Consider the following 14894-nt stretch of genomic DNA (forward strand, 5'->3'; position numbering starts at 1 on the left):
GCAGAGCCGGGTTCTCCAGCACCAGCACGAGCACGACGGTCGCCCCGACCGCGGCCAGCCCCAGACCCAGAACCGGCCGATCCCGTCCCGCCGCACCCGCCCGCGGCGGCGCGGGCCGGCGCTCGAGCGCGGCGATCACCACCGCCGTCACCACCACGGCCACGAGCCACGGGAGCCACATCCTCGCGAGGAACCGTCCGCCGGTGAGGTGGAGGTGGCCGAGTACGATCAGGTTGGTGAGGTTCGAGCCGGGGAGCAGCAGCGAGCCCGCGTTCGCGAGCAGCAGGGAGCCGTACAGCAGCCGCGCCTCACCGTCCCCCCGGCTGCGCGCCGCGTGGATCAGCACCGGTGTCAGGAAGGCGACCGAGGTGTCGAGGTTCAGCACCGCCGTCACCGTCGCGACGAGGACGACGGAGCCGGCGAAGAGGAGGCCTCGGTGGCGCGCCGCCCGGGCCAGGGCCCGGCCCGCCGACGAGAACAGGCCGTCGTCGTCGGCGACCAGGCCGATCAGCAGCAGGCCGGCGACGAGCACGAAGGCCGGCCACGCCTGGGCTGCGGCCGAGAGCGCCGCCGGCGCGATGGACGGGTCGGTCACACCGTGCAGGATGCCCGACCGGTCACCCGCTTCAGGTTTCCGCAAGCGAGCGCCGGTACCGTCGGGCCATGGGCGCCGGCCCCGCCGACGGCAGGGTTGCGCACAGGCCGGGCTATGATGCGGCGACGGTGACGTGGTGGGTGTGGAGCGTCGATCGACCGGGGACGGGATGCGCCTGCTGATCGCAGAGGACGACGCACCGATGCTGTCGGTGCTCGTCCGCGGGCTGACGCACCACGGATACGCGGTCGACGCAGCCGAGCGCGGCGACGACGCCCTGGAGCTGCTCGTCGCCAACCCGTACGCGGCCGCGGTGGTGGACTGGCGCATGCCGGGGATGTCCGGACGCGACGTGGTGGCCACGGCCCGCCGCCGGGGGGTCACGACGCCGGTGCTGATGCTCACCGCGAGGGACACCACCGCGGACCGGGTGGAGGGCCTCGACGCGGGCGCCGACGACTATCTGGTGAAGCCGTTCCAGTTCGACGAGCTGATGGCGCGCCTGCGCGCCCTCCTGCGCCGGCCGCCCAACTCCACGGAGCCGGTGCTGCGGCGTGGCGCGGTCACCTTCGATCCCTCGACCCGCGAGGTCACGGTCGCGGGGTCCCCGGTCGCGCTCACCCGGCGCGAGCTCAGCATCCTCGAGGTGCTGCTCCGACGGGCGCCCTGGGTGGTCACCCGCGCGCAGATCGGCAGCAACGCCTGGCAGGAGGAGGCCGAGGGCGCCAGTCAGAACGCCATCGAGGTCCACATCGCGAGGCTCCGCGGCAAGCTGAGCGGCGGACGGGTGCGGATCGTGGCGGTGCGCGGTACCGGGTACCGCGTCCTCGACGAATGAGCTCCCGATCGGCCAGGCACGTCCGTCGCCGTGCGCTGCGCGTCGCCGCGCTGGCGACCGCGATGGTCGCGGCGATCCTCGTCGCCCTCTGCGCCGGCACCGACATCCTCGTCGTCCGCAACCTCACCGATGCGGCGGACCATCGGCTGGCGGAGCGGATCGACCGGCTCCAGGGTCCGGGGCAGCCCACCCCGGACGCGATCCTCGGGGCCGTGCCGGCCGACCACGATCACGACTACGACCAGCCGGTGCTGACCTGGCTCATCAGCGGCAGCCGGGTGGTCGCCGGCCCCGGGGCGCCCCCACTCGCCTCCGGCCTCCGGGCGGTGACCGCTCCGGTGACCGTTTCGATCGCGGGGACCAGCTTCCGGATCGCGGGGGTCGAGGCGCCGACCGGGCACCTGGTCGTGGCCACCACCCTGGCGCCGGTCGCCCAGGCCCTCGGCGGCGCCATCACCGGAGAGGTCCTCTTCGGCGCCCTGCTGCTGCTGCTCGCCTTCGGCGGGGCGCTGGTCATCGGGCGCCGTGTCGCCGCACCGGTCGAGGAGATGCGGCAGCGCCAGCTCGCGTTCACCGCGGACGCGTCCCACGAGCTGCGGACGCCGCTCGGCGTCATCGAAGCGGAGGTCTCGCTGGCACTGAGCGAGGCGCCCCGGATCGACGTCTACCGGGAGGCGCTGGAGCACGTCGCCGGCGAGTCCGAGCGGATGCGGCGGCTCGTGGACGACCTCCTGTGGCTGGCGCGCTTCGACGACCGTCCGCCGCCCCCCGGTGCCGAACCCGTCGACGTCAGCGCCGTGGTCGCCGGCGCCGCCGAGCGCTTCGGCGCCGTGGCCGCGTCGCGCGAGCTGCAGCTGCTGGTGCAGGTTCCCGACGAGGTCGCGACCATCGACGCTCCGCCGGAGTGGATCGACCGTCTCGCCGCGGTGCTCATCGACAACTCCTGCAAGTACTCACCCCCGGGCGGCGCGGTCGGCGTCACCGTCGAGGGGCGCGGTGCGCGGGTTCTGCTGTCGGTCACGGACGAGGGGGAGGGGATCGCCCCGGCCGAGCGTGAGCGCATCTTCGACCGCTTCCACCGGGCGACCTCCACCGGCGACGGGGCCGGGCTCGGCCTCGCCATCGCCGACTCGATCGTGCAGGCGACCAGGGGTCGCTGGGAGGTGGTCCCCGGACCCGGCGCCACCGGCACCCGGTTCACCGTGACCTGGCCGCGCGCGGCCTGCTGAGGGCGCCGCGGGTCACCCCGCCCTGAGGACGATCCCGGGCGGCGGCGGTGTGCCAACGACGGTGTCGCCGCGAGGGTGGTCCCGCCCGCGCTGCGGAGCCTGGGACCCGGGCACGGTCGCGATCGCGAGCACCAGGCCGAAGACGACCGCACCGGCGACCGCGCCCCGGCGGCGGCCCGCCGCTCTCGCCGGACGTCCCGGGTCGGACCCCTCGGGTGCCGGCCTGGCCGCCCGCGCCGTGCGCCACGCCCGGGGCAGGTACGCGAGCAGGTGGATGGCGACGGCGGCGCAGAACACCACGGCGGCGTCGGTGTGCAGCGTGCTCCACGGCTGAAGCCGGCTGTGATCGATCCACATCACCACCCCGCTCACGAACAGCAGCGCGGTGGAGCCGACCAGGACCGGTGCCAGCAGCCGCAGCGCCGGTGCCGGCGGGCCCGCCGTCCGATAGCGGGCGCTCCCCAGGTAGTACCGCGCTGCCCGGTAGCCGGTGCTGGCGAGCTTGAGCAGCACCAGGGGGAGCAGCAGGAAGCCGGCGAAGTAGTGGACCCGCCAGAGCTGGCCGAAGACCAGGCCGCTGCCGGTCACCACCAGCAACGGCAGGAGGAGGACGAGACCCGTGACCGCCGTCAGCCGCGTGTTCTCGCGCACCCCGGGGTCGGCCGGTTCGTGATCGTGGGAGGCGATCGCCCCGCTCCGGCCGGGCAGCTGTCGCAGCGCGCGGCGGACCGCGGCCTCGCGCCGGTCGGCGGCGGGCGTGTCCATTGACGGCCACCGTACCCGCCCAAGCTTTCGGATCCCTGACGAACGCGAGCCGTTCAGGACACGGAGACGCCGATCAGCCGGCCGATCCCGAAGGTGACGGCGGCGGCGAGCAGGCCCAGGATCAGCTGGCGGGTCCCCGAGAAGAGCGCGGAGCGGCCGGTGAGCAGGGTGATCGCGGCGCCGATGGCGAAGAGGCCCACGGCGGCGCTGGCGATGCTGATCACCGCAGCGAGCGTCCCGGTGGTGACGAGGAAGGCGATCAGCGGGACGATCGCCCCCATCGCGAAGAGGAGGAACGAGGCGCCGGCAGCGACGTAGGGCGAGCCGGTGAGCACGTCGGGATCGAGACCCAGCTCCTCACGGCTCAGGGTCTCGAGGGCGGTCGAGCGGTCCGCCATCATCCGCCCGGCGACGGTGCGCGCCTCGTCGGGCGACAGCCCCTTGGCCTCGTAGATGAGCGCGAGCTCCTCCCGCTCCTCCTCGGGCGCCTCGTCGATCTCGTCCGCCTCGATGCCGATCTGGCGCTGCGCCAGCTCGCGCGCGCTCTGCACGGAGACGTACTCGCCCATCGCCATCGAGCAGGCGCCGGCGAGGAGACCGGCGAGGCCGGTGATCACGATCGCACGGTTCTGCAGCTGGGCACCGGCCACGCCCATGACCAGGCTGAGATTGGAGGTGAGCCCGTCGTTGGCTCCGAGCACGGCGGCGCGCAGCGCGTTCCCGCCGATGGCGCGATGACGGCCCTCGAGGCGCGCGATCGTCGGTCCCGCGATGCCGCGGCCCCCCGGACCCGCCAGCAGTGACAGCACCCGTGCATGGGACCGCTCCTCTGCGCGCATCGGCGTGGTCGCGGTCTCGGGCTGGTCGTCGTAGACATGCTGGTCGAGCTCCTCGAGCGTGGCCACGGAGGGGAGCACGAACCGCGGCCCCAGCCGCCGTGCCAGGAAGCGGAGCACGCGCGCGCGGCTGGTCGGTGCCGGAGGCGGCGGCGACACCCCGCTGTCGCGGAGCTTCGCCTCCCAGAACCGCGCGTGCCGGGTCTCGACCTCGGCGAGCCGGCGATACAGCTCGGCCAGCTCGGGAGAGGGCTCGCGCTCGGCCATCGCCTCGTAGATGGCCGCGCTGTCGATCTCGTCCTGGAGGTTGCGCAGGTATCGCGCGACCGCGGTGTCGGTGCTCTCGCGCGAGCCGACGGGTTCCCGCTCGTCCATGCCGCACACTCCTCTTGATATCAGCGATATCATGTCATATGATGGCTGTGGCACCGGGCAGCCCGTGCGCGCCACGGCGCGCCACCATGAGACGGGGGTGGACATCATGTGGAGCGCAGACCAGGACAAGAATGCCGCGGCGGCGTGCGCTGCCGGAGCTGCGGCGCAGAAGGCGACCGCCGCCAGCCGGACCGCTCACGAGGTGGCCGAGGAGGTCGCCGGCGCCGCCACCCTCGCCGCCGCGCTGGCCGCCCAGGAGACGGCGGCGCTCGCCCTGGCCGCGGCGGTGACCGGTCACGAGAGGACCATCGCCGCGGCCGCGCTGCACCGGGCTCAGCTGGCCGCGGCCGCGGCCGCGACCGCCGCCGCCAGCGGGGTGGTGGAGAGCGTCGCCCAGGGCGCCGCCTCGCGGGCCGGCGCCGCCGCCGACGACGCCACCCACGCGGTCGACGCCGCCGCCCGGGCGACCGAGCAGCTGCCGCCGTCGGCGGATCGCATCCGTGCCGCGGCCAGGATGCTGCGGGAGGGCGCGTAGGCCGGGGCTCAGACCTGGCTCGCGAGCTCCGACATCTCCGACCACCCCTCACCGGGCAGCTCGACGTTGACGATCCTGGGCGCCCCGGCGAGGACCCCGGGGACCCAGGTGATGAACTCGGTGAAGTGCTCGGTCCGGGTGTGCCCGTCGCTCGCCTCACGGGACTCGAAGCTCTCGACCATGGTGAAGCGGTTCGGGGTCTCGACGCTCTCGAAGCACTCGAACTCGGGGCCGCCCGGCTCCTGCCGGACCGCCTCCGTGTAGCGCCCGATCCCGGCCAGCCAGTCCTCCCGCCGGTCGGGACGGATCTGCATCTGGACGACGATGAAGATCATGGCAGGTCCTCCGTTGAGCAGATAGTTACATCAGCCTGATTAATGTATCCTTAGCACAGTGCAGGATATCAGGCCACCCGCGGATGGCAATGCCGACCTCGGAGCGGCGCTGGGGCTCGCCGTCGGCCGCATCGCCCGGAGGGTGCGGCAGGCGCACTCGGTGGGGGACGTGACCCTCTCCGAGGTGTCCGTGCTGTCCCGGCTGAACCGTGACGGCGCGGCGTCACCGGGGTCGCTCGCCGAGCTGGAGCGGGTGCGTCCGCAGGCGATGGCGTCCACCCTGGCCACGCTCGAGGAGCGCGGTCTGGTGAGCCGGCGGCCGGACGCCGCCGACGGCCGCCGCGTGGTGATGACGGTGACGGCCGCGGGCCGCAGGCTCCTCGCCGACCGGCGCTCCGAATCGGTGCGCCGCCTGACCACCGTCCTCGAGGACGAGTTCACTCCCGCGGAGCGACGGAGGCTGCTCGCGGTGCTGCCGCTGCTCGACCGGCTCGCGGAGCGGCTGTGAGGGCCGACGGGGCCGGACGCTACCGGTGGGTGGCGCTGTCCAACACGACGCTCGGTGTGCTGATCGCCACCATCGACAGCTCGATCGTGATCATCTCCCTGCCCGCCATCTTCCGCGGCATCGGCCTCGACCCGCTGGCCCCCGGCAACATCGGCTACCTGCTCTGGATGATCCTCGGCTACATGCTGGTGTCGGCGGTGCTGGTGGTGGCGCTCGGCCGTCTCGGCGACATGTTCGGCCGGGTGCGCATGTACAACGTGGGCTTCGCGATCTTCGCCTGCGCCTCGCTCGCCCTCTCGCTCGATCCGCTGAGGGGTGGCGGCGGCGCGCTGTGGCTGATCGGCTTCCGGATGGTGCAGGCCATCGGAGGGGCGATGCTGACGGCGAACTCGGCGGCGATCCTCACCGACGCGTTCCCCGCCCGGCAGCGCGGGATGGCCCTCGGCATCAACCAGATCACCGCCCTCGCCGGCATGTTCCTCGGCCTGCTCGCCGGTGGTCTGCTGGCCGCCATCGACTGGCGTGCGGTGTTCTGGGTCAGCGTTCCGGTCGGGGTGGTCGGCACCATCTGGTCCTACCGCAGCCTGCGCGAGACCGGTTCCCCCACGCCGGGGCGCATCGACTGGGCCGGCAATCTCACCTTCTGTGCGGGGGCGGGCGCTCTGCTGGTGGCGATCACCTACGGCATCCAGCCCTACGGGGGTCACTCGACCGGCTGGACCAGCCCCTGGGTGCTGGGCGGCCTGGGGCTGGGCGTGGTCCTGCTCGCCGTGTTCTGTGTCGCCGAGACCCGGATCGCCGAGCCGATGTTCGACCTCGGACTGTTCCGCATCCGTGCCTTCGCCGCCGGTAACCTGGCGGCGCTGCTCACCTCGATCGCCCGCGGCGGGCTGCAGTTCATGCTGATCATCTGGCTGCAGGGCATCTGGCTGCCGCTGCACGGGTACGCCTTCGAGCGCACCCCGCTGTGGGCGGGCATCCTCATGCTGCCGCTGACCGCCGGGTTCCTCATCGCCGGTCCGCTCTCCGGGTATCTGTCGGACCGCTTCGGCGCGCGGCTGTTCTCCAGCACCGGGCTGATCCTGGTGGCCGCCGCGTTCGTCGGCCTGCTGCTGCTGCCGGTGGACTTCCGGTATCCGGACTTCGCGGCGCTGCTGCTGCTCAGCGGGATCGGGCAGGGGATGTTCTCCTCCCCGAACACGTCGGCGATCATGGGCAGCGTGCCCCCGGGACGGCGGGGGGTGGCGTCGGGCATGCGCTCGACGTTCCAGAACTCGGGGACGGCGCTGTCGATCGGGCTGTCCTTCTCGCTGATGATCGCCGGCCTGGCCGGGTCGCTGCCGCACTCGCTGAGCAGCGGCCTGCAGGAACAGGGCGTCCCCGCGGGCACGGCCGGGCAGGTGGCGGCGCTGCCGCCGGTGAGCACGCTGTTCGCCACGTTCCTCGGCGACGACCCGATCCGCAACCTGCTCGGCCCGAGCGGGCTGCTGCACACCCTGCCGGCGCACGACGTGCAGACCCTCACCGGGACGCGCTTCTTCCCCGAGCTGGTCGCCGGCCCCTTCCACCACGGGCTCGTCGTCGTCTTCAGCGTGGCCACGGCGATGGCCCTGGTCGCCGCGCTCGCCTCGGTGCTGCGCGGCCGCCACCACCGGATCGACGTCCAGCCGGCCATCGTGGCCGCCATGGGCGGGGCGACCCCTCCGGCCTGACCGGCAGGACACCGCCCCGCCGTGTGCGAACATCCGTTCGTGGACGAGGGAACGATCCTGCACGCGGACCTCGACGCGTTCTACGCCTCGGTCGAGCAGCGGGACGACCCGCGCCTTCGCGGCCGGCCGGTGATCGTCGGCGGCGGGGTCGTTCTCGCCGCCAGCTACGAGGCGAAGGCGTACGGGGTGCGAACCGCGATGGGCCTGATCGAGGCCCGCCGCCTCTGCCGGTCGGCGATCGTCGTCCCGCCGCGGATGTCCGCCTACTCCGAGGCGAGCGAGGCGGTCTTCGAGGTGTTCCGGCGGACCACCCCCGTGGTCGAGGCGCTGTCGATCGACGAGGCCTTCCTCGACGTCCGCGGGATGGGGCGGGTCTCGGGAACGCCCTCGGAGATCGCGGTGCGGTTGCGCGGCGACGTCCTCCAGCGGGTCGGCCTGCCGATCTCGGTCGGCGTGGCCAGGACCAAGTTCCTCGCCAAGGTGGCCAGCGCCGTGGCGAAGCCGGACGGACTGCTGGTCGTGCCGCCCGACGACGAGCTGGCCTTCCTCCATCCGCTCCCGGTCGAGCGGCTCTGGGGCGTCGGCCGGGTGACCGCGGGCAGGCTCCACGACGCCGGGATGACGACCGTCGGCGACGTCGCCCTGCGTGCCGAGGCCACCCTGGTCGCAGTTCTCGGGGCGGCGACGGGCCGCCACCTCCACGCCCTCGCGCACAACCGGGATCCGCGGCCGGTGGAGGTGGGGCGCCGCCGCCGCTCGATCGGCTCGCAGCGTGCCCTCGGGCGGGCGCCGACCTCGTCCGACGCCCTGGATGCCGTGGTGGTGGGCCTGGTCGACCGGGTCACACGACGGATGCGCGCCGCCGGGCGCGTGGGCCGCACCGTCGTGCTCCGCCTGCGCTTCGACGACTTCTCGCGGGCGACGCGGTCGCACACGCTGCCCGCGGCGACCGCGCACACCCAGACGATCCTCGCCACCGTGAGGGCCCTCCTGACCGCGGCGACGCCGATGATCGAGCGCCAGGGCCTCACCCTGGTGGGACTGGCGGTGAGCAACCTCGACGAGGACGGCGCCGTCCAGCTCGCTCTTCAGCTCGACCGTCAGAGTGGCGCCGCCCTCGACACCGCGCTCGACACGGTGCGTGACCGGTTCGGAGCGACCGCGGTCACGCGGGCCTCGCTGCTCGGACGCGACCCGGGCCTGTCGATGCCGCTGCTCCCGGACTGAGGCCGTGCGAGCCGGTCACCGGCCCGGCGTCAGGCCGAGATATCGGAGGATCGCCGCGGTCTCGGCCAGATCGGCCGCTCTCTGGCCGTCCCCGGTGCGGGAGCCGTCCGCGGGCCCCTCCACACGGCACGCCACCGTCGTCTCGTGCCACCGCCGGCACAGCGGGCAGGTCCGAATCGTCGCCATGGTCATGTCCTCGTGCTTCCGTGTCCGTCCCACACCGGTGCATACGCGGTCGGTTACCGGTCGGGTCAGACGACGTGAGCCCCGAGGCCCTGCCGCAGGCGGACTGAGAGCCCTCGGTGGTGGCGGGTCGAGGTCCGGCAGCTCCGGCCTGGTCGTGCACCACCAGCACCGGGACGCGGCTGTGGTGCAGGATCGCATGGCTGACGCTGCCCAGGAGGATCGAGGCGGCGTCGCCCCGGCCCTTCGAGCCGACGACGAGCAGGTCGTGTCCCCCCGACCTCGCCTCCTCGAGGATCGCGTCCGCGGGCCGGCCGTCCACCAGCAGGGTGCGGAGGTCGACACCGGGCGGGACCAGGGCGGTCGCCGCGTCCAGGGTCTCCTGCGCCGCGGTCCGCGTGGTGCCGACGAGGTCCTCGATGGTCCGCTGGCTGAGGCCTCCGGGCGCCATCGTCATCAGCCAGGGGACCTGCGAGCTGTAGACGGTGATGAGCGTGAGCCTCGCCCGCTCGGCCCGGGCGATGTCGACCGCCTCCCGGACCGCCGCGCGCGCATGTCTCGAGCGATCGACTCCCACGAGGATGCTCGTGAACATGATCTGCCTCCCAGGGTCTCTGCTGTACATCTCACATGATGCATCATTGGAGATGCTATTGCAACGATGCATCCCTCGGGATCTACACTGCGCCGATGCGGGTCGGAGAGCTCTACCAGCTGGGACGGCGCCTCCAGGACGTGGCCGAGAGGGCGATGGGCTCGGGGCCCGCGCTCGACCTCACCCCCGCGGAGCGGATCGTGGTCGTCGACCTGCTCGACCATGGCACGTCCACGATCAGCAGGGTGTCGTCGCGGACCGGGTTCGCCCAGAGTCGCGTGTCGACGGTGGTCGCCGCGCTGCGTGAGCGCGGCTGGATCGAGACGTCGGTGTCCGAGGCCGACCGCCGCCACACCCACGTCGCGCTCGCCGAGGACGGGCGGCGCCGGGCCACCGAGGCGAGGACGAAGGTCGCCACCCCGGCGCTGACCGCGGCACTCGCCGGCATGAGCGCCGACCGCAGGGGAGAGGTCCTCGCGGCCCTCGAGGAGGTGCACCGAGCGCTGGCACCGCCCGGCGCCGCGATCACCGCCACGAGACCACGGCGTCGCGGCTGACGCCCGCGGCGAGTACGCTCCGGTCAGCCTCGGGAGGCGACCCGGTCCCGCGATGCGAGGGGCTGCGGTGCGCGGGCCGCCGCCGCCTGGGTCAGCAGGCCGAAGGTGGCGCCGATCACCAGCCACAGCAGGACCTGCACGCCGACCGACCGGAGCCGGAAGTCCCAGAGCAGGTCCGCGGGCACGCGGATCGGGTCGGTGTTGGCGGGCAGCGCCACGTACTCGGCGACCAGCGTGGCGGTGAGGATGAGGGCGGCGGCGATCTGTCGCACCGCGACCCCGGCGCCGCGCTCGCGCAGGTGGAGGGCGAGCCGCCACGCCGACCACACCCCGAGGCAGCCGATGGCGATGGCGAGAACGTAGGCGTAGGTCCGACGGTCGATCGTCGCCGGATCGCCGACACCCGGGGGGTTGGCGGGGAAGCGGAGGAAGGGGAGCACGTACACGCCGGTGCACATCGCCGCGGCGAGCCCGACCGAGCGCTGCCATGGCGTCCGGGGCGCGGTGCGCCGTCCCACCACCAGGTAGGCGACCGCGAAGAACCCCCCCGCAGCCAGTCCGAAGAGGGTGGTGGCGAGGACCAGCCCGAGGTGCTGGGTCTGGCGGGAGAAGACCTCGGGAGGCGGTGCGGGCACCTCCCTCACCGCGGCGGCGACGTCACCGTGGTGGTGGAGGATCGCCGCCTGCAGGGCCTGCTGGTGCTCGGCGGTGACCCGCTGCGACTCGAGGCCGACCGCCCGATCGATCACCGGCTCGACGAGGAGGAACGCGGCGACGCCGACGATGAACCCCGCGATCAGGCCCGCGACCACCCCGCGCAGGAGGTGGGCGCGGACGCTCATCAGTGGCAGGGGAACCCGAGCAGGTGGCGGCCGTCGTGCATGAGCTCGTGCATGTAGTTCGCCGAGCGCGAGGCGGCGCCGAGCAGCGGCTGGAGCAGCGCTCCCTGGTCGTAGCCCACGGCGTACACGGCGAGGACGAGGAGCGCCATCAGCGGCCAGGCCCATCGCGGAATCCCGGGAACAACGGATGCGGCGCTCGTCGGGGGATTCACCATGTCCATGGCAGCCTCCTCGGGGTCTCCGCCCCGTGATCGGAAGAGGTCCGCCGGCGTCAGTATCCTGGCTCCCGGATCGGCGCTCCCCCCGGCCTTCCAGCCCCGTCGGGCCGTGACCATGGGTGGGAGGAGCTCCCCGGCTACAGTGGCGGGACCGCGTCGGATTCCGACCGACTTCCTGCCCACCGGCGGTGTCGGGCGAGAGGGTAGCACGGGCCGTGGGGCCCGGCCAGCCCCCCGCGGAGCGGTGGGACGGGCTCCGCACACGCCGTGCACGACCCCCTCGGGTCGTGCAGCGGCGCTGCGAGGAGTGAGCATCTCAGCGTGCGTTGACCTGTGGGAGAACGGTGGCACGCCGCCTGCCGTTCGGCGTGCCACCGCGGCGCGTTGCAGCCCCCGGCGAGGACGTCCTAGGTCCGTCGCCCTCCGAGGGCGACCCAGTCACCCCGATAGACCCTCATGGTCGGATCGATCTGGAGAACCATCGCGCTGTTCCTCTGATGAATCCGCGGTTCCAGCAGGGGTGAAGTCTGACCCCGGACCGGCACCGGCACATCCCGCAACCGGCTAGTTGTCGGGCCCGCATCCGGGTCAGCGCCCGAAGGTCGCGGTCGCCCCCCGTCCGCCGCCGGAGCCGCGTCGCAGCGCCCGGACCAGGCCGAGCAGGAGGCAGGCGCCGACGAAGGCGACGACGCACTCGCCGACGAAGCTTCCGGCCACGTCGCTGCGGGTGATCGCGTGGAGGATCAGCCCGCCGATGACGGCGCCGACCAGCCCCACGACCATGTCGCCGAGGAGGCCGAGGCCTCGGCCCTCGACGACCCGCCCCGCGAGTGCGCCGGCGATGAGCCCGACGAGAAGCCAGGCGATCACGTGACCCATGGTGATTCCTCCGTGCCACCGGTGTGCGTCTGTGTGCCTCCAGCGTGCTCAGAACCGAGGCGACGGCACATCACGCGAGCTGGTGGTCGGCGGACCCGGGCTATGCCGGGATGTCCTTGCGCGTGAACCGCAGCGCGCCCAGGCCCAGTGCCAGAACGCTGACGGCGAGGACGCCCGCGATCGAGGCCGGCGCCAGGCCGTGCAGCAGCGGGGTGCCGTAGTAGTAGAACGGCGACAGCCGGAGCGTCGCACCGGGCAGGCTCAGCTCCGGGCCGATGTAGCTGATGAAGAACCAGGCCAGCAGCAGGAAGCTGAGCAGCCCGGTGTCGGCCGCGGTGCGCAGCCAGCCCGACGACAGGTAGCCGAGCGCGGCGATCAGCAGCCCCAGCGGGATCATCCCCAGGGTCGCCGCCACCAGGTGGCCAGGGTCCAGCCTCAGGCCGGTGGCCGCGGCGGCCGCGGCCGAGGCGGCCAGGGTGATCACGCCGATGATCACGGTGGCGGTGGCGAGCGCGGCGAAGCGGCCCAGGATCACCGAGAGCCGCGACTGAGGGGTGGCGAGCACCAGCTCGAGGCGGCCGTTCTGCTCGTCCGCGGACCAGCGGTTGACCTGGGTGACCGCGAACGCCATCAGGAGCAGCGGCAGGAGGCCGAACAGGGTGCTGAGAAGGCCGGCGTCGAGGCTGGCGCCGCCGCCGCCCAGGTCCCGGATCAGCGTCTGCATCGCCGACCCGGCGAGGAGGCTGGTCATCCTCGTCTCCAGCTGCTGGGCGGCGATCACCATCCACCCGGCGAAGCCGGCGATGCCCAGGGTCCACCACACCGCCGGCATCGCGATCAGGCCGAGGCTGCGCGCGTAGACCGAGCGCAGCGACCAGTCGTGGACCGGCAGCGCCCGGCTCCGGTCGCGATGGCGTTCCGGCAGCCGCAGCCAGCGCGGCAGCGGCACCGTCCCGCCCACGTCGCGGCGTGCGAAGAGCCACACCGCCGCGACCCCCGAGGCCATGGCGAGGCCGAGCAGGATGAGGATGGCGCCGGCGTCGGCGCCGTGGGCGGGGACCAGGGGCTTGCTGAGGTTGTAGAGGAAGACGGGGGAGACCCGCGAGATCCACTCGGTGCCGGCGATCACCCGGTGGACCATGTCGAGGACGATGGCGACCAGCAGCAGCGCCGAGGTCACGCCCGCCGCGGTGCTCCGCTGCCGCGTGAACTGCGAGATCAGCAGGGCGAGGCCGCCGAACACCGCGCAGACCATGGCGAGGTTCAGCCCGAAGAGCAGCGCGCCGCCGAGCCCGAAGTCGGCGCCGAACCTGCTGCCGCCGGCGAACGCCAGCAACCCGATCAGCAGCCCCATGCAGAGCAGCGCCGTCCACATCGCCACCAGCTTCTCGAGCGCCACCAGCGTCCGCCGCTGCGGAAGCGAGAGCAGCACCTCCAGCGAGCCGCTCTCCTCCTCACCCCGCAGCATCCGGCTGGCGGCGAGGATGGGCCAGATCGCGATCAGCAGGATGAAGACGCCGATCTTGAAGGTCGCGTAGCCGCCGATGGTGTCGACCGCGACCACGTCGGCGTTCCAGGCGAAGGTGCGGGCCAGGCCGACCAGCTGCTCCCGCGCCTGCGGAGTGGTGAGCAGCGTCCCCACGGTCGCCATCGGCGACACCACCACCAGCCCCATCCCGATGCCCCAGCCCAGGATGGCGACGCGGTACTCGTGGAGGCTCTTGAGATAGACGTTCCTACGCCACATCCCGGGCCTCTCCGCCACCCGGGCCGTCGCCCTCGTAGTAGCGCAGGAAGATGTCCTCCAAACTGGGCTCGTGACTGCTGAGCGAGACCACCGGATAGGTGGCCGCCGCCTTGATCACCGCGTCCGGCGCGCCCTGCATCGCGATCCGCAGCGCATGGACGCCGGCCACCTCCTCGACCCCGGCCACGCCGTCCAGGGTTGCGAACACCGCGGCGGGAACGGCGGCGCCGAACGTGATCGTGATCTCGTAGCGCTTGATGTCCTTGATCTCGGCCATGCCACCGACCAGCACCAGGCGGCCGTCGCGGATGATGCCCACCCGGCTGCAGAGGTGCTCGACCTCACCGAGGACGTGGGAGGAGAGGAAGACGGTGCTGCCCGCCTCTCGCGCCTCGTGCACCATCCCGGCGAACTCCTGCTGGATCAGCGGGTCGAGCCCGTTGGTCGGCTCGTCGAGGATGAGCAGGCGCGGGCGGTGCATGAATGCCTGCACCAGCACCACCTTGCGCCTGTTCCCGGTGGAGTACTGGCGGAACTTCCGGCCGGCGTCGAGGTCGAGCCGCTCGATCAGCCGCCGGAGATGCGCCTGGTCGACACCGCCGCGGAGGTGGGCGAAGTACTCGAGGATCTGCCCACCGGTGAGATCGGGGTCGAGCGCGGGCTCGCCGGGTGCGTAGCCGGTCAGGCGCTTGACCTCGAGCGACTGCTCCCAGCAGTCGAGGCCGGCGACCCGCGCGGTGCCTGCGTCGGCGCGCAGCAGCGCCATGAGCAGCCGGATGGTGGTCGTCTTGCCGGCGCCGTTGGGGCCCAGGAAGCCGAAGACCTCACCCTCCTCCACCCGGAGTGAGACGCCGGCGATGCCGCGTTTCCCCCGGTAGCTCTTGGTGAGCTCCTCGGTCTCGATGATCGCTGCCATCG

At 73.0% G+C, this 14894-nt stretch carries 16 protein-coding genes and 1 riboswitch; of the genes, 7 read left to right on the forward strand and 9 right to left on the reverse strand.

Translation table 11 applies throughout. The features are described from left to right. The coding region (locus tag VGL20_10145; protein HEY2704040.1) for an SLC13 family permease at positions 1–595 on the reverse strand (595 nt) is incomplete at its 3' end. Between the two features lie 169 nt (positions 596–764). Here VGL20_10145 and VGL20_10150 point away from each other — a divergent pair. Both VGL20_10150 and VGL20_10155 read left to right on the forward strand, forming a co-directional pair. Further along, positions 765–1433 carry a response regulator transcription factor gene (locus tag VGL20_10150; GenBank protein HEY2704041.1) on the forward strand — a complete coding sequence of 223 codons (669 nt, stop codon included), beginning with the start codon at positions 765–767 and terminating at the stop codon, positions 1431–1433. Further along, complete coding sequence (locus VGL20_10155; protein ID HEY2704042.1) at positions 1430–2662, forward strand: HAMP domain-containing sensor histidine kinase; 1233 nt, start codon at positions 1430–1432, stop codon at positions 2660–2662. Before VGL20_10150 ends, VGL20_10155 begins: the two co-directional genes overlap by 4 nt. Before the next feature lie 12 nt (positions 2663–2674). Here the strand turns inward: VGL20_10155 and VGL20_10160 are convergent, their stop codons facing one another. Both VGL20_10160 and VGL20_10165 read right to left on the reverse strand, forming a co-directional pair. After that, positions 2675–3427, reverse strand: a complete 753-nt coding sequence (locus VGL20_10160) for a hypothetical protein (protein ID HEY2704043.1) — start codon at positions 3425–3427, stop codon at positions 2675–2677. Between the two features lie 53 nt (positions 3428–3480). Beyond that, positions 3481–4638 carry a VIT1/CCC1 family protein gene (locus VGL20_10165; GenBank protein ID HEY2704044.1) on the reverse strand — a complete coding sequence of 386 codons (1158 nt, stop codon included), beginning with the start codon at positions 4636–4638 and terminating at the stop codon, positions 3481–3483. A gap of 97 nt (positions 4639–4735) precedes the next feature. Between VGL20_10165 and VGL20_10170 the strand changes: the two genes are divergently transcribed. After that, positions 4736–5173 (forward strand): hypothetical protein, encoded by a 438-nt coding sequence (locus tag VGL20_10170; GenBank protein HEY2704045.1) that lies wholly within the window; start codon positions 4736–4738, stop codon positions 5171–5173. An 8-nt stretch (positions 5174–5181) separates the two neighbouring features. Here the strand turns inward: VGL20_10170 and VGL20_10175 are convergent, their stop codons facing one another. After that, complete coding sequence (locus tag VGL20_10175) at positions 5182–5508, reverse strand: putative quinol monooxygenase (GenBank protein ID HEY2704046.1); 327 nt, start codon at positions 5506–5508, stop codon at positions 5182–5184. Between the two features lie 58 nt (positions 5509–5566). Here VGL20_10175 and VGL20_10180 point away from each other — a divergent pair, with 58 nt between their 5' ends. The 4 genes from VGL20_10180 to VGL20_10195 all read left to right on the forward strand — a co-directional run bounded on the left by VGL20_10180 (position 5567) and on the right by VGL20_10195 (position 10290). Next, on the forward strand, positions 5567–6016 hold the full coding sequence (locus tag VGL20_10180) for a MarR family transcriptional regulator (protein ID HEY2704047.1): 450 nt from the start codon (positions 5567–5569) through the stop codon (positions 6014–6016). Next, positions 6013–7728 carry an MFS transporter gene (locus VGL20_10185; GenBank protein ID HEY2704048.1) on the forward strand — a complete coding sequence of 572 codons (1716 nt, stop codon included), beginning with the start codon at positions 6013–6015 and terminating at the stop codon, positions 7726–7728. The genes VGL20_10180 and VGL20_10185 overlap by 4 nt, the downstream gene beginning before the upstream one ends. 39 nt (positions 7729–7767) lie before the next feature. Further along, the gene (dinB, locus tag VGL20_10190) at positions 7768–8955 is read left to right on the forward strand and encodes a DNA polymerase IV (GenBank protein ID HEY2704049.1); all 1188 of its coding nucleotides are present in this window, start codon (positions 7768–7770) and stop codon (positions 8953–8955) included. 873 nt (positions 8956–9828) lie between these two features. Beyond that, entirely contained in the window at positions 9829–10290 is a 462-nt protein-coding gene (locus VGL20_10195; protein ID HEY2704050.1) for a MarR family winged helix-turn-helix transcriptional regulator, read from the forward strand. Between the two features lie 23 nt (positions 10291–10313). Here VGL20_10195 and VGL20_10200 read toward each other — a convergent pair whose 3' ends face one another. From VGL20_10200 to VGL20_10220, 5 genes are all read right to left on the reverse strand, one after another. Continuing rightward, on the reverse strand, positions 10314–11132 hold the full coding sequence (locus VGL20_10200) for a CbtA family protein (GenBank protein HEY2704051.1): 819 nt from the start codon (positions 11130–11132) through the stop codon (positions 10314–10316). Further along, positions 11132–11353 carry a CbtB domain-containing protein gene (locus tag VGL20_10205; GenBank protein HEY2704052.1) on the reverse strand — a complete coding sequence of 74 codons (222 nt, stop codon included), beginning with the start codon at positions 11351–11353 and terminating at the stop codon, positions 11132–11134. Before VGL20_10205 ends, VGL20_10200 begins: the two co-directional genes overlap by 1 nt. Positions 11354–11404: 51 nt before the next feature. Next, positions 11405–11528, reverse strand: a riboswitch (cobalamin riboswitch). Between the two features lie 410 nt (positions 11529–11938). After that, on the reverse strand, positions 11939–12229 hold the full coding sequence (locus VGL20_10210) for a GlsB/YeaQ/YmgE family stress response membrane protein (protein HEY2704053.1): 291 nt from the start codon (positions 12227–12229) through the stop codon (positions 11939–11941). 100 nt (positions 12230–12329) lie between these two features. Further along, positions 12330–13976 (reverse strand): ABC transporter permease subunit, encoded by a 1647-nt coding sequence (locus tag VGL20_10215; protein HEY2704054.1) that lies wholly within the window; start codon positions 13974–13976, stop codon positions 12330–12332. Next, positions 13966–14892, reverse strand: a complete 927-nt coding sequence (locus tag VGL20_10220) for an ABC transporter ATP-binding protein (protein ID HEY2704055.1) — start codon at positions 14890–14892, stop codon at positions 13966–13968. Before VGL20_10220 ends, VGL20_10215 begins: the two co-directional genes overlap by 11 nt. Positions 14893–14894: the final 2 nt, after the last annotated feature.

The organism is Candidatus Dormiibacterota bacterium (assembly GCA_036495095.1).
Classification (GTDB): Bacteria; Chloroflexota; Dormibacteria; order Aeolococcales; family Aeolococcaceae; genus CF-96.

What these genes read in the sequence shown, in the direction of transcription:
- VGL20_10150 (HEY2704041.1), top strand. Translation starts at nt 765, where the DNA reads ATGCGCCTGCTGATCGCAGAGGACGACGCACCGATGCTGTCGGTGCTC.
- VGL20_10155 (HEY2704042.1), top strand. Translation starts at nt 1,430, where the DNA reads ATGAGCTCCCGATCGGCCAGGCACGTCCGTCGCCGTGCGCTGCGCGTC.
- VGL20_10160 (HEY2704043.1), bottom strand. Translation starts at nt 3,427, where the DNA reads ATGGACACGCCCGCCGCCGACCGGCGCGAGGCCGCGGTCCGCCGCGCG.
- VGL20_10165 (HEY2704044.1), bottom strand. Translation starts at nt 4,638, where the DNA reads ATGGACGAGCGGGAACCCGTCGGCTCGCGCGAGAGCACCGACACCGCG.
- VGL20_10175 (HEY2704046.1), bottom strand. Translation starts at nt 5,508, where the DNA reads ATGATCTTCATCGTCGTCCAGATGCAGATCCGTCCCGACCGGCGGGAG.
- VGL20_10195 (HEY2704050.1), top strand. Translation starts at nt 9,829, where the DNA reads ATGCGGGTCGGAGAGCTCTACCAGCTGGGACGGCGCCTCCAGGACGTG.
- VGL20_10200 (HEY2704051.1), bottom strand. Translation starts at nt 11,132, where the DNA reads ATGAGCGTCCGCGCCCACCTCCTGCGCGGGGTGGTCGCGGGCCTGATC.
- VGL20_10205 (HEY2704052.1), bottom strand. Translation starts at nt 11,353, where the DNA reads ATGGACATGGTGAATCCCCCGACGAGCGCCGCATCCGTTGTTCCCGGG.
- VGL20_10210 (HEY2704053.1), bottom strand. Translation starts at nt 12,229, where the DNA reads ATGGGTCACGTGATCGCCTGGCTTCTCGTCGGGCTCATCGCCGGCGCA.
- VGL20_10215 (HEY2704054.1), bottom strand. Translation starts at nt 13,976, where the DNA reads ATGTGGCGTAGGAACGTCTATCTCAAGAGCCTCCACGAGTACCGCGTC.
- VGL20_10220 (HEY2704055.1), bottom strand. Translation starts at nt 14,892, where the DNA reads ATGGCAGCGATCATCGAGACCGAGGAGCTCACCAAGAGCTACCGGGGG.